Source organism: Cryobacterium aureum, assembly GCF_002954245.1.
Lineage (GTDB): Bacteria > Actinomycetota > Actinomycetes > Actinomycetales > Microbacteriaceae > Cryobacterium > Cryobacterium aureum.
This window is the reverse complement of sequence record NZ_PPTG01000009.1, coordinates 156,873-172,648: the sequence shown is the minus strand read 5'-3', so window position 1 is coordinate 172,648 and position 15,776 is coordinate 156,873. Positions and strand designations below refer to the sequence as shown.

The 15,776-nt window shown below is 65.7% G+C and carries 14 protein-coding genes and 2 pseudogenes; 7 read left to right on the top strand and 9 right to left on the bottom strand.

Annotated features, from left to right (window positions below; all coding sequences use genetic code 11):
* Nucleotides 1–42 precede the first annotated feature (42 nt).
* A complete protein-coding gene (locus CJ028_RS03825) occupies nucleotides 43–795 on the bottom strand; it encodes a nucleotidyltransferase family protein (protein WP_240607075.1) in 753 nt (250 codons plus the stop codon).
* A gap of 777 nt (nucleotides 796–1,572) precedes the next feature.
* Between CJ028_RS03825 and CJ028_RS03820 the strand changes: the two genes are divergently transcribed.
* On the top strand, nucleotides 1,573–1,770 hold the full coding sequence (locus tag CJ028_RS03820; RefSeq protein WP_205683928.1) for a hypothetical protein: 198 nt from the start codon (nucleotides 1,573–1,575) through the stop codon (nucleotides 1,768–1,770).
* Nucleotides 1,771–2,054: 284 nt separating this feature from the next.
* Here the strand turns inward: CJ028_RS03820 and CJ028_RS03815 are convergent, their stop codons facing one another.
* From CJ028_RS03815 to clpS, 4 genes are all read right to left on the bottom strand, one after another.
* Entirely contained in the window at nucleotides 2,055–4,874 is a 2,820-nt protein-coding gene (locus CJ028_RS03815; protein ID WP_105033948.1) for a molybdopterin-dependent oxidoreductase, read from the bottom strand.
* Nucleotides 4,871–5,707 (bottom strand): FAD binding domain-containing protein, encoded by an 837-nt coding sequence (locus CJ028_RS03810; protein WP_105033947.1) that lies wholly within the window; start codon nucleotides 5,705–5,707, stop codon nucleotides 4,871–4,873. The genes CJ028_RS03815 and CJ028_RS03810 overlap by 4 nt, the downstream gene beginning before the upstream one ends.
* Nucleotides 5,708–5,849: 142 nt before the next feature.
* On the bottom strand, nucleotides 5,850–6,410 hold the full coding sequence (locus CJ028_RS03805; RefSeq protein ID WP_105033946.1) for a DUF2017 family protein: 561 nt from the start codon (nucleotides 6,408–6,410) through the stop codon (nucleotides 5,850–5,852).
* Nucleotides 6,407–6,691: an ATP-dependent Clp protease adapter ClpS gene (clpS, locus tag CJ028_RS03800; protein WP_105033945.1), complete on the bottom strand. Its 285-nt coding sequence runs from the start codon at nucleotides 6,689–6,691 to the stop codon at nucleotides 6,407–6,409. The genes CJ028_RS03805 and clpS overlap by 4 nt, the downstream gene beginning before the upstream one ends.
* Before the next feature lie 109 nt (nucleotides 6,692–6,800).
* Here clpS and CJ028_RS03795 point away from each other — a divergent pair, with 109 nt between their 5' ends.
* Both CJ028_RS03795 and sufU read left to right on the top strand, forming a co-directional pair.
* On the top strand, nucleotides 6,801–8,141 hold the full coding sequence (locus CJ028_RS03795; RefSeq protein ID WP_105033944.1) for an aminotransferase class V-fold PLP-dependent enzyme: 1,341 nt from the start codon (nucleotides 6,801–6,803) through the stop codon (nucleotides 8,139–8,141).
* Nucleotides 8,138–8,641 (top strand): Fe-S cluster assembly sulfur transfer protein SufU, encoded by a 504-nt coding sequence (gene sufU / locus CJ028_RS03790; protein ID WP_105033943.1) that lies wholly within the window; start codon nucleotides 8,138–8,140, stop codon nucleotides 8,639–8,641. Before CJ028_RS03795 ends, sufU begins: the two co-directional genes overlap by 4 nt.
* Before the next feature lie 30 nt (nucleotides 8,642–8,671).
* On the opposite strand, the gene fliW is transcribed toward sufU, so the two are convergent.
* Genes fliW through CJ028_RS03770 form a run of 4 tightly spaced genes read right to left on the bottom strand, consistent with a single transcriptional unit; the run spans nucleotide 8,672 to nucleotide 11,984 of the window.
* The gene (fliW, locus tag CJ028_RS03785; protein ID WP_105033942.1) at nucleotides 8,672–9,070 is read right to left on the bottom strand and encodes a flagellar assembly protein FliW; all 399 of its coding nucleotides are present in this window, start codon (nucleotides 9,068–9,070) and stop codon (nucleotides 8,672–8,674) included.
* Nucleotides 9,067–10,008, bottom strand: a complete 942-nt coding sequence (flgL, locus tag CJ028_RS03780) for a flagellar hook-associated protein FlgL (RefSeq protein WP_092339702.1) — start codon at nucleotides 10,006–10,008, stop codon at nucleotides 9,067–9,069. The genes fliW and flgL overlap by 4 nt, the downstream gene beginning before the upstream one ends.
* A 3-nt stretch (nucleotides 10,009–10,011) precedes the next feature.
* Entirely contained in the window at nucleotides 10,012–11,463 is a 1,452-nt protein-coding gene (flgK, locus tag CJ028_RS03775) for a flagellar hook-associated protein FlgK (protein ID WP_105033941.1), read from the bottom strand.
* A gap of 35 nt (nucleotides 11,464–11,498) precedes the next feature.
* Entirely contained in the window at nucleotides 11,499–11,984 is a 486-nt protein-coding gene (locus CJ028_RS03770) for a flagellar protein FlgN (RefSeq protein WP_105033940.1), read from the bottom strand.
* A gap of 307 nt (nucleotides 11,985–12,291) precedes the next feature.
* On the opposite strand from CJ028_RS03770, the gene CJ028_RS03765 reads away from it, so the two are divergent.
* The 4 genes and pseudogenes from CJ028_RS03765 to CJ028_RS21280 all read left to right on the top strand — a co-directional run.
* On the top strand, nucleotides 12,292–13,125 hold the full coding sequence (locus CJ028_RS03765) for a sigma-70 family RNA polymerase sigma factor (protein ID WP_105033939.1): 834 nt from the start codon (nucleotides 12,292–12,294) through the stop codon (nucleotides 13,123–13,125).
* A 67-nt stretch (nucleotides 13,126–13,192) separates the two neighbouring features.
* Nucleotides 13,193–13,534 carry a flagellin gene (locus tag CJ028_RS03760; RefSeq protein WP_105033938.1) on the top strand — a complete coding sequence of 114 codons (342 nt, stop codon included), beginning with the start codon at nucleotides 13,193–13,195 and terminating at the stop codon, nucleotides 13,532–13,534.
* 247 nt (nucleotides 13,535–13,781) lie between these two features.
* Nucleotides 13,782–14,147: pseudogene (locus tag CJ028_RS20800) on the top strand (flagellin N-terminal helical domain-containing protein); the annotation flags it as partial.
* 1,263 nt (nucleotides 14,148–15,410) lie between these two features.
* Nucleotides 15,411–15,677 (top strand): annotated as a pseudogene (locus tag CJ028_RS21280) (flagellin); the annotation flags it as partial.
* Between the last annotated feature and the right edge of the window lie 99 nt (nucleotides 15,678–15,776).

Below are 15,776 nucleotides of genomic sequence, written 5' to 3'. Positions count from 1 at the left end.
CGCCGTCTCGTTGAGCCCACGGTCCGACGATGGGCCCGGAGGTTAGTCGGGCCGGTCGACGTCGGCCCCGGTGCCGAGGTCGCCGCACTCGACGGCTGTGACGTCGTGCGCTCGTAGATAGGGCCGCGCGCCGGTATCGCCAGCGAGACTATCGAGGAGGGGCGCCCAGTGCGTCCGACCGATCACCACGGGATGCCCCGGCTCGCCGGCAAATCGGGCCTGACGCAGTGTGTCGGCCGACGCGGCGGCCGAGCTGGGCGCATCCGTCGTTTCGTTGGTCCTGCCAATCACGCGGGCAACGGTTGCCGCGTTGAGATCGGGCACGTCCACGGGAATGACCGCGACAGCGACGAGGTCGGGTTGTTCCAGGGCGCAGTGCAGGCCGGCGCGCAGGGAGGCCGAGAGCCCTTCGGCCCAGTCGGTGGCCTGCACGATTAGAACGGATGCCATCGGCCGGGCCGCGCTGTGCTGGCGAGCGCCGCGGGCCGCCGCGCTCACGGCTGGCGCCCCAGTGCTTGAGGCCGGATCATCATCACCCGTTGTGAGCAGCGCTGCGGCGTGTGCCCCGCTGGCGCCGAGCACGACGATGACCGGGGAACAACCGGCGGCGACCAGCACGTCGACGGCGCTCTGCAACCAGGACCGGCCAGCGGCATCGTGCACGAGTGCCTTGGGCATGCCATAGCGGGAGCCAGCACCAGCGGCAAGCACGAGTCCGCCGATTCGGGCCGTGCCGGCGGGCAGTGGGATGCTCGCGGGCGGTATGTGCGGAGGCGGCATCTGCATGTCTGCCATCGTAGGGTTCTTGGGCCGTGATTGGCGGAGGGTTCGCGCGCGTGACTCCGCCGAGCCGTGAGTTGCGAGCGCCGAGCCGTGAGCCTCAGCCCCGATTGCGGCGGCATTTTCGGCCCCAAACTCACGGTTCGGCGAGCGGATGCGCACGGCCGCGACAACGTCAGGGTCACGACGGCGCGCACGGGCCGATACACTCGACCAAAGCCCAATCCCTGCTCGGACGGTGCCTCGATGTCCGTTCAGATTGTTCAGCCGCAGCCCCTCACGCCGGCGGTCTCGCAGGCTGGGACCGGCAGCATCCGTTCTGCGCATTATTTGCCGGCCACAATCACTACCGTGCTCTGGAGCCGTCTGCCATGACGTGGGTGTGATCACCGTCGACTCGGGGGAGGACGTGACCATCGACACGATCAGCTCTGAGGGTCGGCACGCTGCCGCTCCGGCCCGCCGGTTTCCGGTAAACACAAGGGAATCCGCGAGTTTTCGGTGGTATTCGGCACAACCCGAAATAAGGCTAGAACGTTGCAGGGGGTCGCAGGTTCAAATCCTGTTAGCCCGGCACCTATGCTCGAATCCGGGCGCTCGCAGCCGTTGCTTTAGGTCGAGCGGTCTCCGGAATGAATCCGTCACCGCCACGTACTTACGCAGGACCACCGTTCAATAGGTGGGAGTCGCCTGTGGCACAGGCTTGTAGCAGCGGTAGCGATGTGCGCGAAACTTGGCTACTCGGGCGTAAAACCGCATACGCTGTAGATGTTACCGACCGAAGGATTCGCCGTGTCTCGCCACTTCGAGGATTCACCTCAGAAGCACATTCCCGGCCCGGACGAGCCGTCCATCCCCGAGCTCGAGGTCGACCAGACCATCGCGCCGCGTCCGGAGGAAGAGATCGCCGACGCCTTGCGGGCGGAACCAGACGTCGAAGATCACCGCGAGCATCGAGTGAAAACACCTCCGGGGTCGGGAGCGAAATAACGCGGATCGGGTTGTCACATTCCGCTGGACTCTGGATGCCAATGTGGGCGAGATCGAGTCCGGAAGGTCGTACTCGTTCGATTTCCAGGCCCACGATGGCAAACGGTCGAAAGTCGAACGCTGGCCCTGGCAAGTCGCGGCCGGCGCGCCCTACGCTGAAGCGAGCGATCTCCTCGACGCCGCACGACGGGCCGCGACCCCGTTGTTGCTGGCGGAGGTGGATGAGGCCCTCGCGGAGCATCCGCGCGCGAGCCGCGCTGTGCGAGCCGCGCGGCGGTATCCGCTCAGCCGTGCAGCAGGCGCCAGATGCGGTCGCGCGACATCGGCAACTCGGTGGGACGGATGCCGATCGCGTCGCGCACCGCATTGGCCAGCGCTGGGGCGACGGGGTTATAGGTCGACTCGCTCATCGACTTCGCGCCGTAGGGCCCGAGCACGTCGTGGCTCTGCGCAAAGTAGACCTCGGTGACCGGCAGATCCACGAGCTGGGGCACGTGGTAGTTGCGCAGCACCCGCGTCGTCACCGCTCCCGCGCCGTCGAGCACGACTTCCTCGAACAGGGCTGTGCCGAGCGCCTGGGCGACCCCGCCCTCGATCTGCCCGCGGCACTGCTCTGGGTTCATGACGAAGCCGGCATCCGCAGCCTGGATCGACTGCAGAATGCGTACCTCGCCGGTGTCGGTATTCACCGCGACCCGAAAGGCCTGCACGTTGAAGGCGAGGGAGCGCAGCGCGCCGTCCTCGCGCCGCGTGGCGGTGAGGTCGACGTCGTTGGCGGCGGCCCAGGCTGCGAGGTCGTCGAGGGAGACGACAGTGCCGGCCGCGCGCAGCCCATCGCGTTCGAGCTGCCAGGTCACGTCGAGCGACCCGCTGCGCGACGCTGCGGCTGCATCGAGCGTCTCGGCCAGCGCGGTCGCCGCAGCGAGCACAGCCTTGCCGGCCACGACCACACCGGCCGAGCCGAACGCACCGGAGTCGTAGCCGGCGGCATCCGTGTCGGAGTGCAGCAGGTCGATGCGGTCCAGGGTGGTGCCGAGCGCCGTCGCGGCGATCTGAGCGTGCACGGTCGTGGTGCCGTTGCCGAATTCAGTGGTGCCGACGCGCACCAGGTAGCGGCCGCCAGACATCAGTTGAACGGATGCCTGCGAGCGGTGACCCCGCGGCGGTGTCGTCGCGATCATCGACGACGCCATGCCGGTGCCGACCTTCCACTGGGGCCCGGTCGGAACGACGGCCCGATTGCCACGCTTCAGCGCAGCCTCGGCCAGGTCGAGGCACTGGTCGAGGCCGTAACTGCCGAAGATCAGGTCGGGGCCTTCCTCGTGGGTGACGACGAGCGGGTCGCCGGGTTGTACTGAGTTCAATCGGCGCAGTGCGAACGGGTCCACGCCGAGTTCGCGGGCCAGTTCGTCGAGGGCGCATTCGATCGCGAAGATGATCTGGCCGAGACCGTAGCCGCGGAAGGCGCCCGACGGGGGATTATTCGTGTAGACGCTCTGGGCATCCACTTGTTTGTTGGGCACGTTGTAGAGCGCGACGGATTCGCTCGCGCCGTGGAATATCACGCCGGGGCCGTGGTTGCCGTAGGCGCCGGTGTCGGCGAGCACGCCGAGTTTCAGGGCGGTGAGGCGGCCATCGGCCGTGGCACCGAGGGTCACGTCGAGCGTCATGGGGTGACGCAGCGGGGCGACGGTGAGCTCGTCGGTACGGGTGAATTCGTACTGCACTGGCCGGCCGGTTTTCAGCACGGCGAGGGTGACGAGGTCTTCGGTGAGCAGCTCCTGCTTGCCGCCGAAGCCGCCGCCGACCCGGGCGGTGAAGACGCGCACCCCGGCCGGGTCGAGGTCGAACAGGCGGCAGATCTCTTTCTGCACCAGAAACGGAACCTGCGAGCTCGTGCGCAGGTTCAGCCGGCCCCGCTCGACCCAGCCGATCGTGGCGTGGGTTTCGAGGTGGGTGTGTGAGATGCGCTGGGTCTGCCAGCGGCCGGAGACCACGACGGTCGCGCTGGCGAGACCGGCCTCGACGTTGCCGTATTCCCCGTGCAACTCGGCGACGAGGTTGCGATCGGGGTCGGCCAGGCGCGACACGACCGGATCTTTGTCGCCGTGCACGAGCGGGGCGCCGGGTTCGAGAGCCAGGCACGGGTCGAAGACGGCTGCGAGCAGCTCGTACTCCACCTCGATCAGTCGGCACGCGGCCTCGGCAATGGCCACCGATTCGGCCACGACGGCCGCGACCCGCTGCCCGCGAAAGCGCAGGGTTTGGTCAAACACCAGGGTGTCGTCTGGGTCGTCGAACCGGCTCTCGTGCCGCGCCGTCGAAAACAGCGTCGCGGGGGAGTCGGCATGGGTGAGCACGCGGTGCACGCCCGGCAGCGCGGCCGCTCTGGTGGCCTCGAGGGAACGGATGCGCGCGTGCGCGTGCGGACTGCCCAGTACAGCGAGGTGAAGCAGCCCGGGGATGGCGACGTCGAGGGTATACGGCTCCTGCCCGCTGACCACGCGCTCGCCGTTGAGTGCCCCGGGGGAGGTGCCGACTGCGCCGGCTCGGCCGGTCGCACGCACCGGCCCGAGCGTGGAGGTTTCTGCGTGTTCGCGTCCCGGCGCGACATGGCAGGAGTCTTCCGGCGGGGTGTGCTGGCCGACGATCGCGTCGGTGATCGAGCGGTATCCGGTGCAGCGGCAGAGGTTGCCCTTCAGCAAGCGGGGCAACTCGTCGACGGTGAGGGCAGCATCCGCTTCGATCGCCGCAGCGGTGACGACCATGCCGGGCGTGCAGAAGCCACACTGAAAGCCCGCCGCGTCGAGGAAACGCTGCTGTACCGGGGCGAGGGCACCGGGCTGACCGAGGCCGGCTGCGGTCGTGATCTGTTTTCCCTCCGCCCGAAACGCCGGGTAGATGCAGGAGTGCACCGGCGTGCCGTCGACCTGCACCGTGCAGGCGCCGCAATCGCCGGTGTCGCAGCCTTTCTTCACCTCGAAGTGCTCGTGCTCGCGCAGCAGGGTGCGCAGGCACTGGCCGGGTGTCGGCGTTGCCTCGACCGGGGTTCCGTTGACCTCGAAGGTGACGGTACCCCGAATCACGGCCTGTTCCAGCGTCATGAGCGGCTTCCCAGACCGGCGAGTTCAGCGCGGATCTCTTCGCCGAGCAGCAGGCCCATGGCACGGCGCCAGTCGGCGGCACCGTGGGCATCCGTGAACCAGCAGTCGATCGCTGCGATATCGCGGGCGAGGTCGGCGGCGGTGGGCACCTGCGGGTAGCGCAACTGCACCGGGCGCAACGTCGCGGCTGTGACCGTGAGCACGAAGGCACCGTCTAGGCCGTCAGTATCAACGTCAAGCCGCCCGGCCAGCACCGCGCCAGACCGCCCGAGCGGCGACAGCGCGATCGTGCGGTACGCCGTTCGCGCCCGCAGCGAGGCCAACGGCACGTGGATGGAGCGCAGCACATCGCCCGGCGCGAGCACATTGGTCATATTGCCGGTGACGAACAATCGGGCCGGCACGACCTCATCGCGCCCGCCGGCCCGCCACACCAGCAGCTTGGCGTCGAGTGCGACCGCGAGGGTGATCATCGGCCCGGCCGGAAGAGAGGTTGCCAGGTTGCCGCCGACCGTCGCGACATTCCATACCTTGAACGAGCCGAACAGGGCTGTACAGCACTGATAGATCAGCGGATGCGCCGCCCACCCCGCCTGCATCGGCAGCCGCGAGAGCTCGGCCAGCGTGCAGGTCGCACCGATCTCGATGCCGGTGTCGGTGATCGTGAGCGCCGGCCAGTCCAGGGTGTGCAGGTCGACGAGGCCCCTGAGGTCGGCGCGCGGGTCGGCGAACAGCTCGGATCCGCCGGCCAGCGGCACCACGGTCGGCCCGAGCGCGCCGAGGTCGCTGCGCTGCCGTGCGGCGATGACGCGTGTCACAGTACTGAGATCCATGAGTCTCCATCGGGTGCGGGGCTGGCGCGAGCGCTGGCCAAAAGAGCCGGGAGCCGTGCGAGCGACCCTGAGCACACGGTGGTGATCAGCAGGCTACCGCACCCGCTGCCCGCCGAAATGACACGGCGATGTCGGGCGGATTTCACACGTCGATCGCGTAGACGAGTTCTTCCTGCAACATGCCGAGCCATTCGTAGAGCTCGCGCAGAAACGGGGTGTCGTCGCCGGAGAGGTGTACGACCCCGTCGGGGGAGATCTGCAGCCGGTCGGCGAGCGTCAGTCGCAGGTCGGTGAGGCTGCGCAGCCAGGCCTGCACGGCGTCGGGGTCGAGACTGATCGTGACCGGCTGGCGATCCTCGCTGTCGTCGCCGGGGGCGGTATCGGTCTCGGGAGTGGCGGCATCCGCTTCGCGCAAATCCAGCGAATTCAGCACGACCTGGGCATTCTGCGCCTTGCGATCGAGCAGCTCGGTCGCCGTGAAACGGCGAAACTCGGAGGCCGCTTCGTCGTCGTCGCGGTAGGCCGCGGGCAGCAGACGGCCGAAGATTCCATCGCTCGCGGCGATCTGCGGGTCGTTGGCACCTGAGTCGAGCATCTCGAGCAGCTGGGTGGTGGCGAGGCGTAGCAGGTCTGCTTCGATCGGTTCGAACCGCGCGAGCAGCGAGCCGGATGGCTGGGTGGTGAACCGCCGTAGGCCGCTCATTCGTCGGCCTTGGCGAGTGTCGCCATCAGGCCGTAGCCGTGCATGGCCTCCACGTGGCGCTCCATGGATTCGCGATTGCCGGTGGCCACGACCGCTCGGCCGTTATTGTGCACCTGCAGCATGAGCCGTTCGGCCTGTTTCGGCGAGACGCCGAAGTAGCTGCGAAAAACGTAGGACACGTAGGACATGAGATTGACCGGGTCGTCCCAGACCAGGGTCACCCACGGCCGGTCGAGTGACACGTCCTCGCGGAGCTCGGTGTGTTCGGTAGTCTGCGTCACCCCTTAAGCCTCACACGCTCCGGCCGGGTTTTCCACCGCGTTCTGACACTCGCGCGTCATACTTGCCCGCGCGGCGTGCGGGTTCGGGGCAAAGGAATATCCTTGGGGTATGACGTCTTTTGCACCATCGTCCGCTCTTTCCTCACCCACCGGCGCCCAGCACCCCGAGGTGGGCCCGTTGACCAACATCGACGTTGAACGCATTCGCAACGACTTTCCGGTGCTGCATCAGCTGGTGAACGGGCATCCGCTCGTCTATCTCGACTCCGGCGCCACCTCGCAGAACCCGATCAGCGTAATGGAAGCCGAGCAGGAATACTACGAACAGCGCAACGCCGCCGTGCACCGCGGCGCACACACGCTCGCCGTTGAGGCGACCGAGGGGTTCGAAGCCGCGCGAGAAAAGGTCGCCACGTTCGTCGGCGCAGAGGCCGACGAAATCGTCTGGACCTCCAACGCCACCGAAGCCATCAACCTGCTGGCCTACAGCTTCTCGAACGCCTCACTCGGCCTCGGCGGCCCGGCCGCACGCCGCTTCAGCCTCGGTGCCGGCGACGAGATCGTGGTCACCGAGATGGAACACCACGCCAACCTCATTCCCTGGCAACAACTCGCGCTCCGCACCGGCGCCACACTGCGCTTCATTCCCGTACTCGATGACGGCACGCTCGACCTGCTGGCCGCAGCGGATGTTGTCGGCCCCCACACGAGACTGCTCGCCTTCACCCACGGCTCCAACGTCACCGGCACCATCAACCCGGTGGCCGAACTCGTGGCCCTGGCCCGCCGCGTCGGTGCGCTGGTCGTGCTCGACGCCTGCCAGACCGTGCCGCACCTTCCCGTGGACGTCAAGGCGCTCGACGTGGACTTCGCCGTCTTCTCGGGCCACAAGATGCTCGGCCCCACGGGCATCGGCGCGCTCTACGGTAAAGCCGAACTGCTCGCCGACATGCCGCCGTTCCTCACCGGCGGGTCGATGATCACGACCGTCGACATGGCTCAAGCTGAGTTTCTCGCTCCGCCGCAGCGCTTCGAGGCCGGCACCCAGCGCATCTCGCAGGCCATCGCCCTGGCCGCGGCCGTCGATTACCTGAGCGAAACCGGCATGCAGAGGGTGCAAGCCTGGGAAGCCCAGCTCGGGCAGCGCCTCGTTGCCGGGCTCGCCGAAATCCCCGGTGTGCGACTGCTCGGCCCCGGTGTCGGCGTGGAGCGGCTCGGGCTCGCCGCCGTGGACGTCGCCGGAGTGCACGCGCACGACGTCGGCCAGTTTCTTGACGATGCCGGCATCGCCGTGCGCGTCGGCCACCACTGTGCCCAGCCCCTGCATCGCCGACTGGGCGTGACAGCCTCGACCAGGGCCAGCACCTACCTCTACAACACGACCGATGAGGTCGACCTGTTTCTGGCCACCCTCGCCGAGGTCGCCCCCTTCTTCGGAGTCAAGCAATGAGTGACTTGCAGCAGCTGTATCAGACGATCATTCTCGAGCACGCCAAAGCCCGGCACGGGGCGGTCGAACTCACGCCACTCGCCGAGGCCGTGGCTCTCGGCGCGGCCGGCGGTCTGCGGGTTGCCGAATCGCACCAGATCAACACGACCTGCGGCGATGAGGTCACCCTGCGTGTCTCACTCGGCGCGGGTGACGCTGGCGACACGACGGATTCCGCTGTGACCGACCTGGTCTGGACCGGCGAGGGCTGCTCGATCTCGCAGGCATCCGCTTCGATCTTGACCGACACCCTGCGCGGCCTCAGCGCAACCTCGGCGCGCGCCCTGCTCGACAACTTTCGGGAAATGCTGCGCTCCCGCGGAAAGATCGAGCCCGACGAGGAGATTCTCGGCGACGCGGCGGCCTTCGGGGGAGTCTCACGCTACCCCGCCCGCGTCAAGTGCGCCATGCTGCCCTGGGTCGCGTTCGAGGCTGCACTCATCGAGGCCGAGTCGCACTAGCAGCGCGCGACAACCTCAAAAAGCTAGACCTCAGTTTTCGCCGCTGCCGAGCTCGGCGTGCAGGGGCCAGTCCTGGTCGTCCAGAATGAGCTGCGCGCAGGCGCCGGTGCGTGCGTTGACCACGATGGGAGCCATCAGGTTCACCGTCGTGGTGCTCTCACCGGGGTTGACGACCACGAGCACGAGGGCGTCGTCGGGCGTCGTCAGCGACAGCGCGATCGACTGCTCGTTCGAAATTGCCGGGGTGTAGTTGGGCAGAAAGATGGCCGCGTCGAGCACGAACAGGCGCGTGGTCGGGTGAGCGGATGCCTGCAGCGAGTAGAGTCCAGCGGCCCCCTCGATCTCGTTGAGCACGAAGTCGGTGAGCGGCGCCAGCCCGGGCGGGGGAGCGACGAAGCTGAGGGTGGGGCTGGTGAGGGTAGTCGTCATGAGAGAAAGTCCATCAGGGTTGGTTGAAGTACACGGGCGGTAACAGCGAGTGCGGCCTGATAGGTCACTTCCTGCAGTTTCAAATCAATGATGACCTGGCCCAGGTCGGCGTCTTCGATGCCGGATCGTTGGGCATCCAGTGTGCCGGTCTTTTCGAGCAGGGTTGACTGGGCGCGTTCCATCTGCACCTGGCGGGCACCCATTTCACTGCGTTGACCGGTCATGATGGCCATCCTTGTGTCGAGTTCCTCAAGGCGAGAGCCCACGTTGACCGCGCTGTTGGTCGAGCGCAGGTCGGCGACAATATTGTCGAGCAATGCGAAAACCGATGACGAGCCGGTGCTTTCGTCATCCTTGCCGAAGATCGTCGCGCCTGCTGCGTCGACCCGCACGGTGCTCGTGGCACTGATGCGCCGTTCGACGCTGCTTGCGCCCGCCGTGTCGCCCGAGTATGCGTAGATCGTCGCTCCGGTGCTGTCGGTGCCCGCTGCGGCAAACGCCATAGCAGCGTCCGAATTGCCGGCAAAGACGCTGCGCCCGAGAAACTTCGTGTTGGCCTGCGAGAGGAGATCGGTTTTGAGTCCGTCGATCTCAATCGCAATGGCCTCTTTGGCCGTCGCTGACAGCGAGCCGGAATTGGCGCCCTGCACGGTGAGGTCCCGTACGCGGTTCATGATGTCCGACACTGACCCGAGCGAGGATTCGATCGTGGTCAGCCAGTCGTTGCCGTTGTCGGCATTGGCGCTGTACTGATCGACTGCACGCATCTCGGCGCGCACTGCCATAGCGGCTGCGGCCGCGGTCGGATCGTCCGAGGAACGGTTGATGGACTTGAGCGTGCTCGCCTGCTCCTGCAGCCGCGCGAGGTGCGTCATGTTCTCCTGCAGGTTGCGCTGGGCAGCGCGCATCTGGGTGTGAGTAGTTACCCGATCGACCATGAGTTACCTCCCGACCAATCCGGTGCGGTTGATGAGCGTGTCGAGCATCTCGTCGACGGCCGTCATCATGCGGGCCGCTCCCTGATAGGCGTGCTGGAACATCAGCAGGTTGACGTTCTCCTCGTCGAGGTCCACCGAGGAGTTGGCGAGCTGCTGGTTGGCAGCGCCCGATGCCGTCGAGCTGGCCAGCGCCGCCGACTGCAGCTCGGTCTGAGTGAGCACGCCGGTCTTCGTGACGAAGTCCGACCAGGTGGTGCTCGGCGATGTGACCGCGCCGTCTACGTCGGTCGCGAATCCGGCGCCGAGCTGCGCGATGGCATCCGCTATGGTGCCGTCGTAGGCGCCCGATTCAGCGGATGCCCGTACCGCCATTTCAGCGGATGATTTCGGCACGATGCGCAGACCCTGTGCGGCGGGTGCACCAACTGCGACGGCGAAGAAGTCCTTGCCGGTCTCATCCGCCTGCGTGTACCCGGTCCGGTAGATGTCGTTGACCTTAGTGGCGAGTTCGTTCGCGAACGTGTTGTACGACGCAGCAGCTTCAGCCAGCGCGCCACCGGATCTACTGATGTTCGCCTCGCCGAGCAACGACAGGGCGCCGGCCATTTCGCCCCGGTCCATCGTCACGGCCGTGTCGGCGTTATCGGCCCACACCAGGTTCACGTCACCGCTGTCCTGCATCACTCGCGGAGAGTCGGCGGTGACCTGCACCTGATGCGCGGTGCCGCCGGAGACGAGTGCGTTGCCGCCCACGAGCACGGTGACGGTGCCGTCGGCCTGCTCGGTGACGCTCGCCCCGGTCAGGGCGGCGATCGTGGTTGTGAGGGTGCTGCGCTGGTCGAGCAGTTCGTTGGCCGTACCGCCCGTGGCGAGGCTCTGGCGAATCTGCACGTTGAGCGCTGCGACCTGGGTGGCCGCGCCGTTGAGTTCCGAGACCATATTGTTCAGGTCGCTGCGCACGTTCGACCACTCGTCGGAGACGGCCTGGTAGCCCTCGGAGATCTGGGTGAGCAGTTCGCCGGCCGTGCCGAGTAGCAGCGCTGCGGGGGCTGCGGTGTCGGTGCCGTTCGACAGGGTCTGCCAGCCGGCCCAGAACTCATCGAGCTTGGCCGAGATGCCGTTTTCGCCGGGTTCGTTGAGCGAGTCTTCGACCGAGGCGAGCGCGTTGGCCCGCACCGCCGTGTAGCCGGCGGTGGCTGCGGTGGCGCGCACGCGGGCATCCAGTTGGGCGCTGGCCAGGCGAGCGATTCCGTCCATGGCAACGCCCTCACCGACGCGGGCGCCCTGGGTGAAGATGCCAGTCGGAGCCGTGGCGCCGAGAGCGGAGGTTGATATGCGCTGGCGCGTGTAGCCCTCCGTGTTGGCGTTGGCAATGTTTTGCCCGACCACGTCGAGTCCCTGACGCGCGGCAACGAGGCCGGTGTACGCGGTGTTCAAGCCACCAAATGTGCTCACCGTGTTCTCCGTTCTTCTCGTTGGGCGTGCATGAGTTATAGGTTGCGGTCGAAAATGCGGGCGGCGGTCACCGGGGCGCCGGTCACTCCGCTGGCATCGTAGGTCTTGGGGTTGGCACTGACCGTGGTCATCGTCTCCTGGGTGGAGCGGGCCGCGGCACGAATGAAACGTTCGTTGGTGTCGCGCAGTTCTTTGATCTGGGTGGTGAGTTCGCCCATGGCCTTCAGGTGTGCGGCAAAGATTTCACCCCAGGGCCCCTCGGGGGCACTGGCGGCGAGTTCACGCAGGGTGGCGTCTTCGGCCGTTCCCCACTGGGTTGCCAGCGCGGCAACCTCTACGGAACGCCCGAGTCCGGCTTCGCGCACGAGGTTCAGAACCTGTTCAACCTCGCGAGTGGCGTGTTGCAGCCAGCGCGACTTGCCGCCCTGCAGCAAGAGCTGTTCCTCTTCAAGTTTGAAGACGAGCAACTCGAGAAGTTCACGTTCTCGCCAGAGCAACGCAGACAATTCGTTGGCGCCCATGACTCCTCCAGCCCACAATTTCACTCGCGCTCAGGGTCACACGGGTGCGTGTGCCCTGGTTCATTCGTTGGCACTATCGGCCGCGAAAACATCGCGGTTAGGCAAAATAGCCCGACTCCTTGCGGAATTGCTCAATCGTGTCCTCTAAAGAGAGGACGCGGCAATGTCTTAAATGGGCGTTGTAGCGCTACCCATTTACCCTTTACTACTAGTAGCTTTGATTTCGCAGGCATTGGGGCCTCTCACGGGAGGCGCAGCAGCCCTTCCGCGCACATTCAAAAATTGGCATGAAACTCGGGGGCCGCACGTGAATCGCACTGACCGCAATGCCCTCGTCGTCGAGAATCTTCCCCTGGTCGGTTACCTCGTTTCGGAGGTCTGGGCCAAGGCCCGACACCTCTCCCGCGACGACCTCGCGTCGGCCGGCGCGGTCGCCCTCATCACTTCAGCGGATGCCTTCAACCCAGCTCTCGGGGTACCCTTCGGAGCCTTCGCTCGCCGCCGCATCATCGGAGCATTCGCCGACGAGATGCGCTCAAGCGACTGGGCCACCCGCTCGGCTCGCCGCCGCATCAAAGAGACCCTGGCCGTGCAGGAGACTCTCGCGGCCGCGCTCGGGCGCACCCCAAACGTGAACGAGATCGCCGATGCCCTCGGTGTCGACCGTGAAACTGCCGCGGCTGGCCTGGCCGACGCGGCCCGCACCCTCTCGGCCCTCGACGACACGACCGCCGAGTTTCTCGTGGCCGACACCGCCATGCCCGAAGAGTCGCTGCTCTCCACGGAACGCCTGGTCTACCTGCGCGCGGCCATCGAGGCCCTTCCGGAAAAGATGCGCGCCATCGTCGAGCAGATCTACTTCGACGACCGCCCGGTCAAGGACATCGCCGCCGAACTCGGCACCACACACTCCGCTGTCTCCCAAATGCGCGCCGAGGCGATTCGCCTCCTGCGCGACGGACTCAACACGCACTACGCCGACGAAATCGAGACCGCGGCTGCGTATCACCCGGAGTCGCGCATTGCTCCGGCTCGCCGCGGCGCCTATCTCGCCCGACTCGCCGACCTCGCGACGGTGGGAATGACCCGCACCGCTCACGACCACCTGCACCTCGACACGGCTGCACGCGCAGCATCCTAACTTTGCACCATACCCCCGCTGGCCCATGGATGGGCCGGCTTAATAACACCTCACGGAAGAAGCCATCATGGGCATGCAGATCAACAACAACACCTCGGCATCAGACGCATACCGCAAGCTCGCGGCCGCACAGATCAGTCTCGCGCAGCCGACCGTGGCGATTTCGAGCGGTCTCGCCTCGACCGAGTCTGTCGTTGCCGCTGACAGTACCGACTTCGAGGGTAAGACCCGTGCCGTCTCCGCCGAGAACACCCTCGCCGCCGCATCGCGCCTGACCAACAGCGCCATGGCCGAGCAGATGGTCGACCTCACCCGGGTGAGCATTCTTGCCCAACCCGTCACCGCGGTCTCCGCCCAGGCCAACCAGTTGAACTCCGACGTTCTGCAGCTGCTCCGCCCCGCCGCGTAGCCGCTGGCGCACTTCGGGCTGAGGGTGCCGCCAGCGCCGCCGCCCCGTGCTGACCGTTATAGAATTGCGCGTCTTGTCCCCAATGGCATTCGCGCTCTTCTGTAGCGGTCATTTCTGGTTTCAGGCGTGTCTTTTCACGAAATCAGTTCGTTCAGATTTCTAACCCGCTATCGCATTTGGTCGATAGGTCATGGTGCTGGCCCATGGATGGACCGGCGTACTTTGACCCAATCACGGAGGAATCATCATGGGCATGCAAGTCAACACCAACATCGCGGCGAACAATGCGTACCGCAACCTTGCAACAACGCAGAACGACCTGTCCAAGTCGCTGGAAAAACTCTCCAGCGGCCTGCGCATCAACCGTGCTTCGGATGACGCAGCTGGTCTTACTATTTCGGAGGGGCTGAAGTCTCAGGTCGGTGGCCTCACGGTCGCTAGCCGCAACGCACAGGACGCGGTCAGCGTTCTTCAGACCGCTGAAGGTTCGCTCAACGAGGTGCAGTCGATTCTGCAGCGTGTACGCGACCTCGCGGTTCAGGCCGGTAACGACTCCAACAACAAAGAATCCCGCGACGCCATTCAGACTGAAGTTACGGCGCTGAGCAAGGAACTTACTCGCATCAGCGAGTCGACCAACTTCAACGGCACGCAGCTGCTCGACGGCACCAAGTCGGCGTTGAGCTTCCAGATCGGCGCCAACGCTGAGGCCAGCAGCCGGATCGAGGTCGACCTCACCAAAGCCGATGTCGGCACGGTTGCCAACGCCATCGGCGGCGGTACGAGCGTCAAGGCAGTCACCACCATCGCCGATGGTGCCGTTCAGCTCAGCGGCGTCGACTTTGACGCCAAGACTGTGACCGGCGACGTCAACATCAAGCAGGCCGGCGGGCTCAGCTTCACAGCGAGCTTCGGTGCGGCCGACAGCAATCGTACGGATGCCGATGTACTCGCCAAGCTGCAGTCCGCTGCAGCCGCGACCGGGGGCAAGTTCACCGTGACGGCGGATGCAACCGACGCCAGCAAATACACAATCCAGTCGAAGGATGCTTCGCTCGCCAGCAGCGCGACGAACGCCATTACCGTATCCACCACAAGCGCCGGCACAGTGTCCACCTCCGGCGTGGCCATCAACAAAGCCACCGTATCCGGCATTGTGACAATTCAGCAGGCCAACGGCGCTTCGATCACCCACGACTTTGGCGGGGCAACTAGCACGCTCACTGATGATCAAATTGTGACTGCGTTCAACAACGACACCAGCAACGTTGGCAAGTTCACGATCAGTAAGGACGGAACAACGGCCGGGTTGTTCACCATCACCTCGGCGAACACGACCCTCACGGACGCGTCGACCGATGGCATCACGGTTTCTGGAAACACGGCTGGTGCGGTGTCGACTACGGGTACCACGATCGATCCAACTGTAATTGCAGCTACAGGCGACGACTTGACGTTTGCTCAGGCCGGCACTGGAGGCAAGACAGCGGGGTACGAACTTGTAACTGGAGACTCCACCGTCGCCACCCTGGTGACTAATTTGAATAATGATGCGGATTTCAAATTGGGCTTTTTGGCCAGCGAAAACACTAGCGGTGAACTGGTTGTTACGTCGCTGGACTCGTCGAAGAACAACGCGACCACGAATGCCATCACTGTGGGCGGGGCAGCTGCAACGAGCAACGTTAGTGCCGTATCCACAGCAGCGCTTACCGCTTTCAGCGCGGCAGGCACTGCAGTGGGCTCTACCGGCCCCGAGGTCCCCTCGACCGGAGTGACCACGGGTACCAACGTCTATGAGCAGGTTTCTACGACGGCCAACGTTACGACCGTTGTAGCGGCCTTGGACTTCTCCTCAGCGGCCAACGCGGCACTGGCGCTCACGGAAATCGACAAGCAGATCACTCAGGTGTCGAGCGCCCGCGCCGAGCTCGGTGCCAACCAGAACCGGTTCGAGAGTGTCATCAAGAACCTGGCCGTGTCGAAAGAGAACCTCACCGCTGCTGGTTCGCGCATTCGCGACACCGACATGGCTGAAGAGATGGTCAAGTACACCCGTGCGAACATCCTCTCGCAGGCTGGTACGGCCATGCTCGCGCAGGCAAACCAGTCCAACTCGGGCGTGCTGCAGCTGCTCCAGTAACACCAGCACAACCCAGATCGCAGGCTGATCTGACCGGGTGGCAGGTGTGGGCCGAACCAGTCCCGCACCTGCCACCCAGCACCACCCGGGTTCGACAAC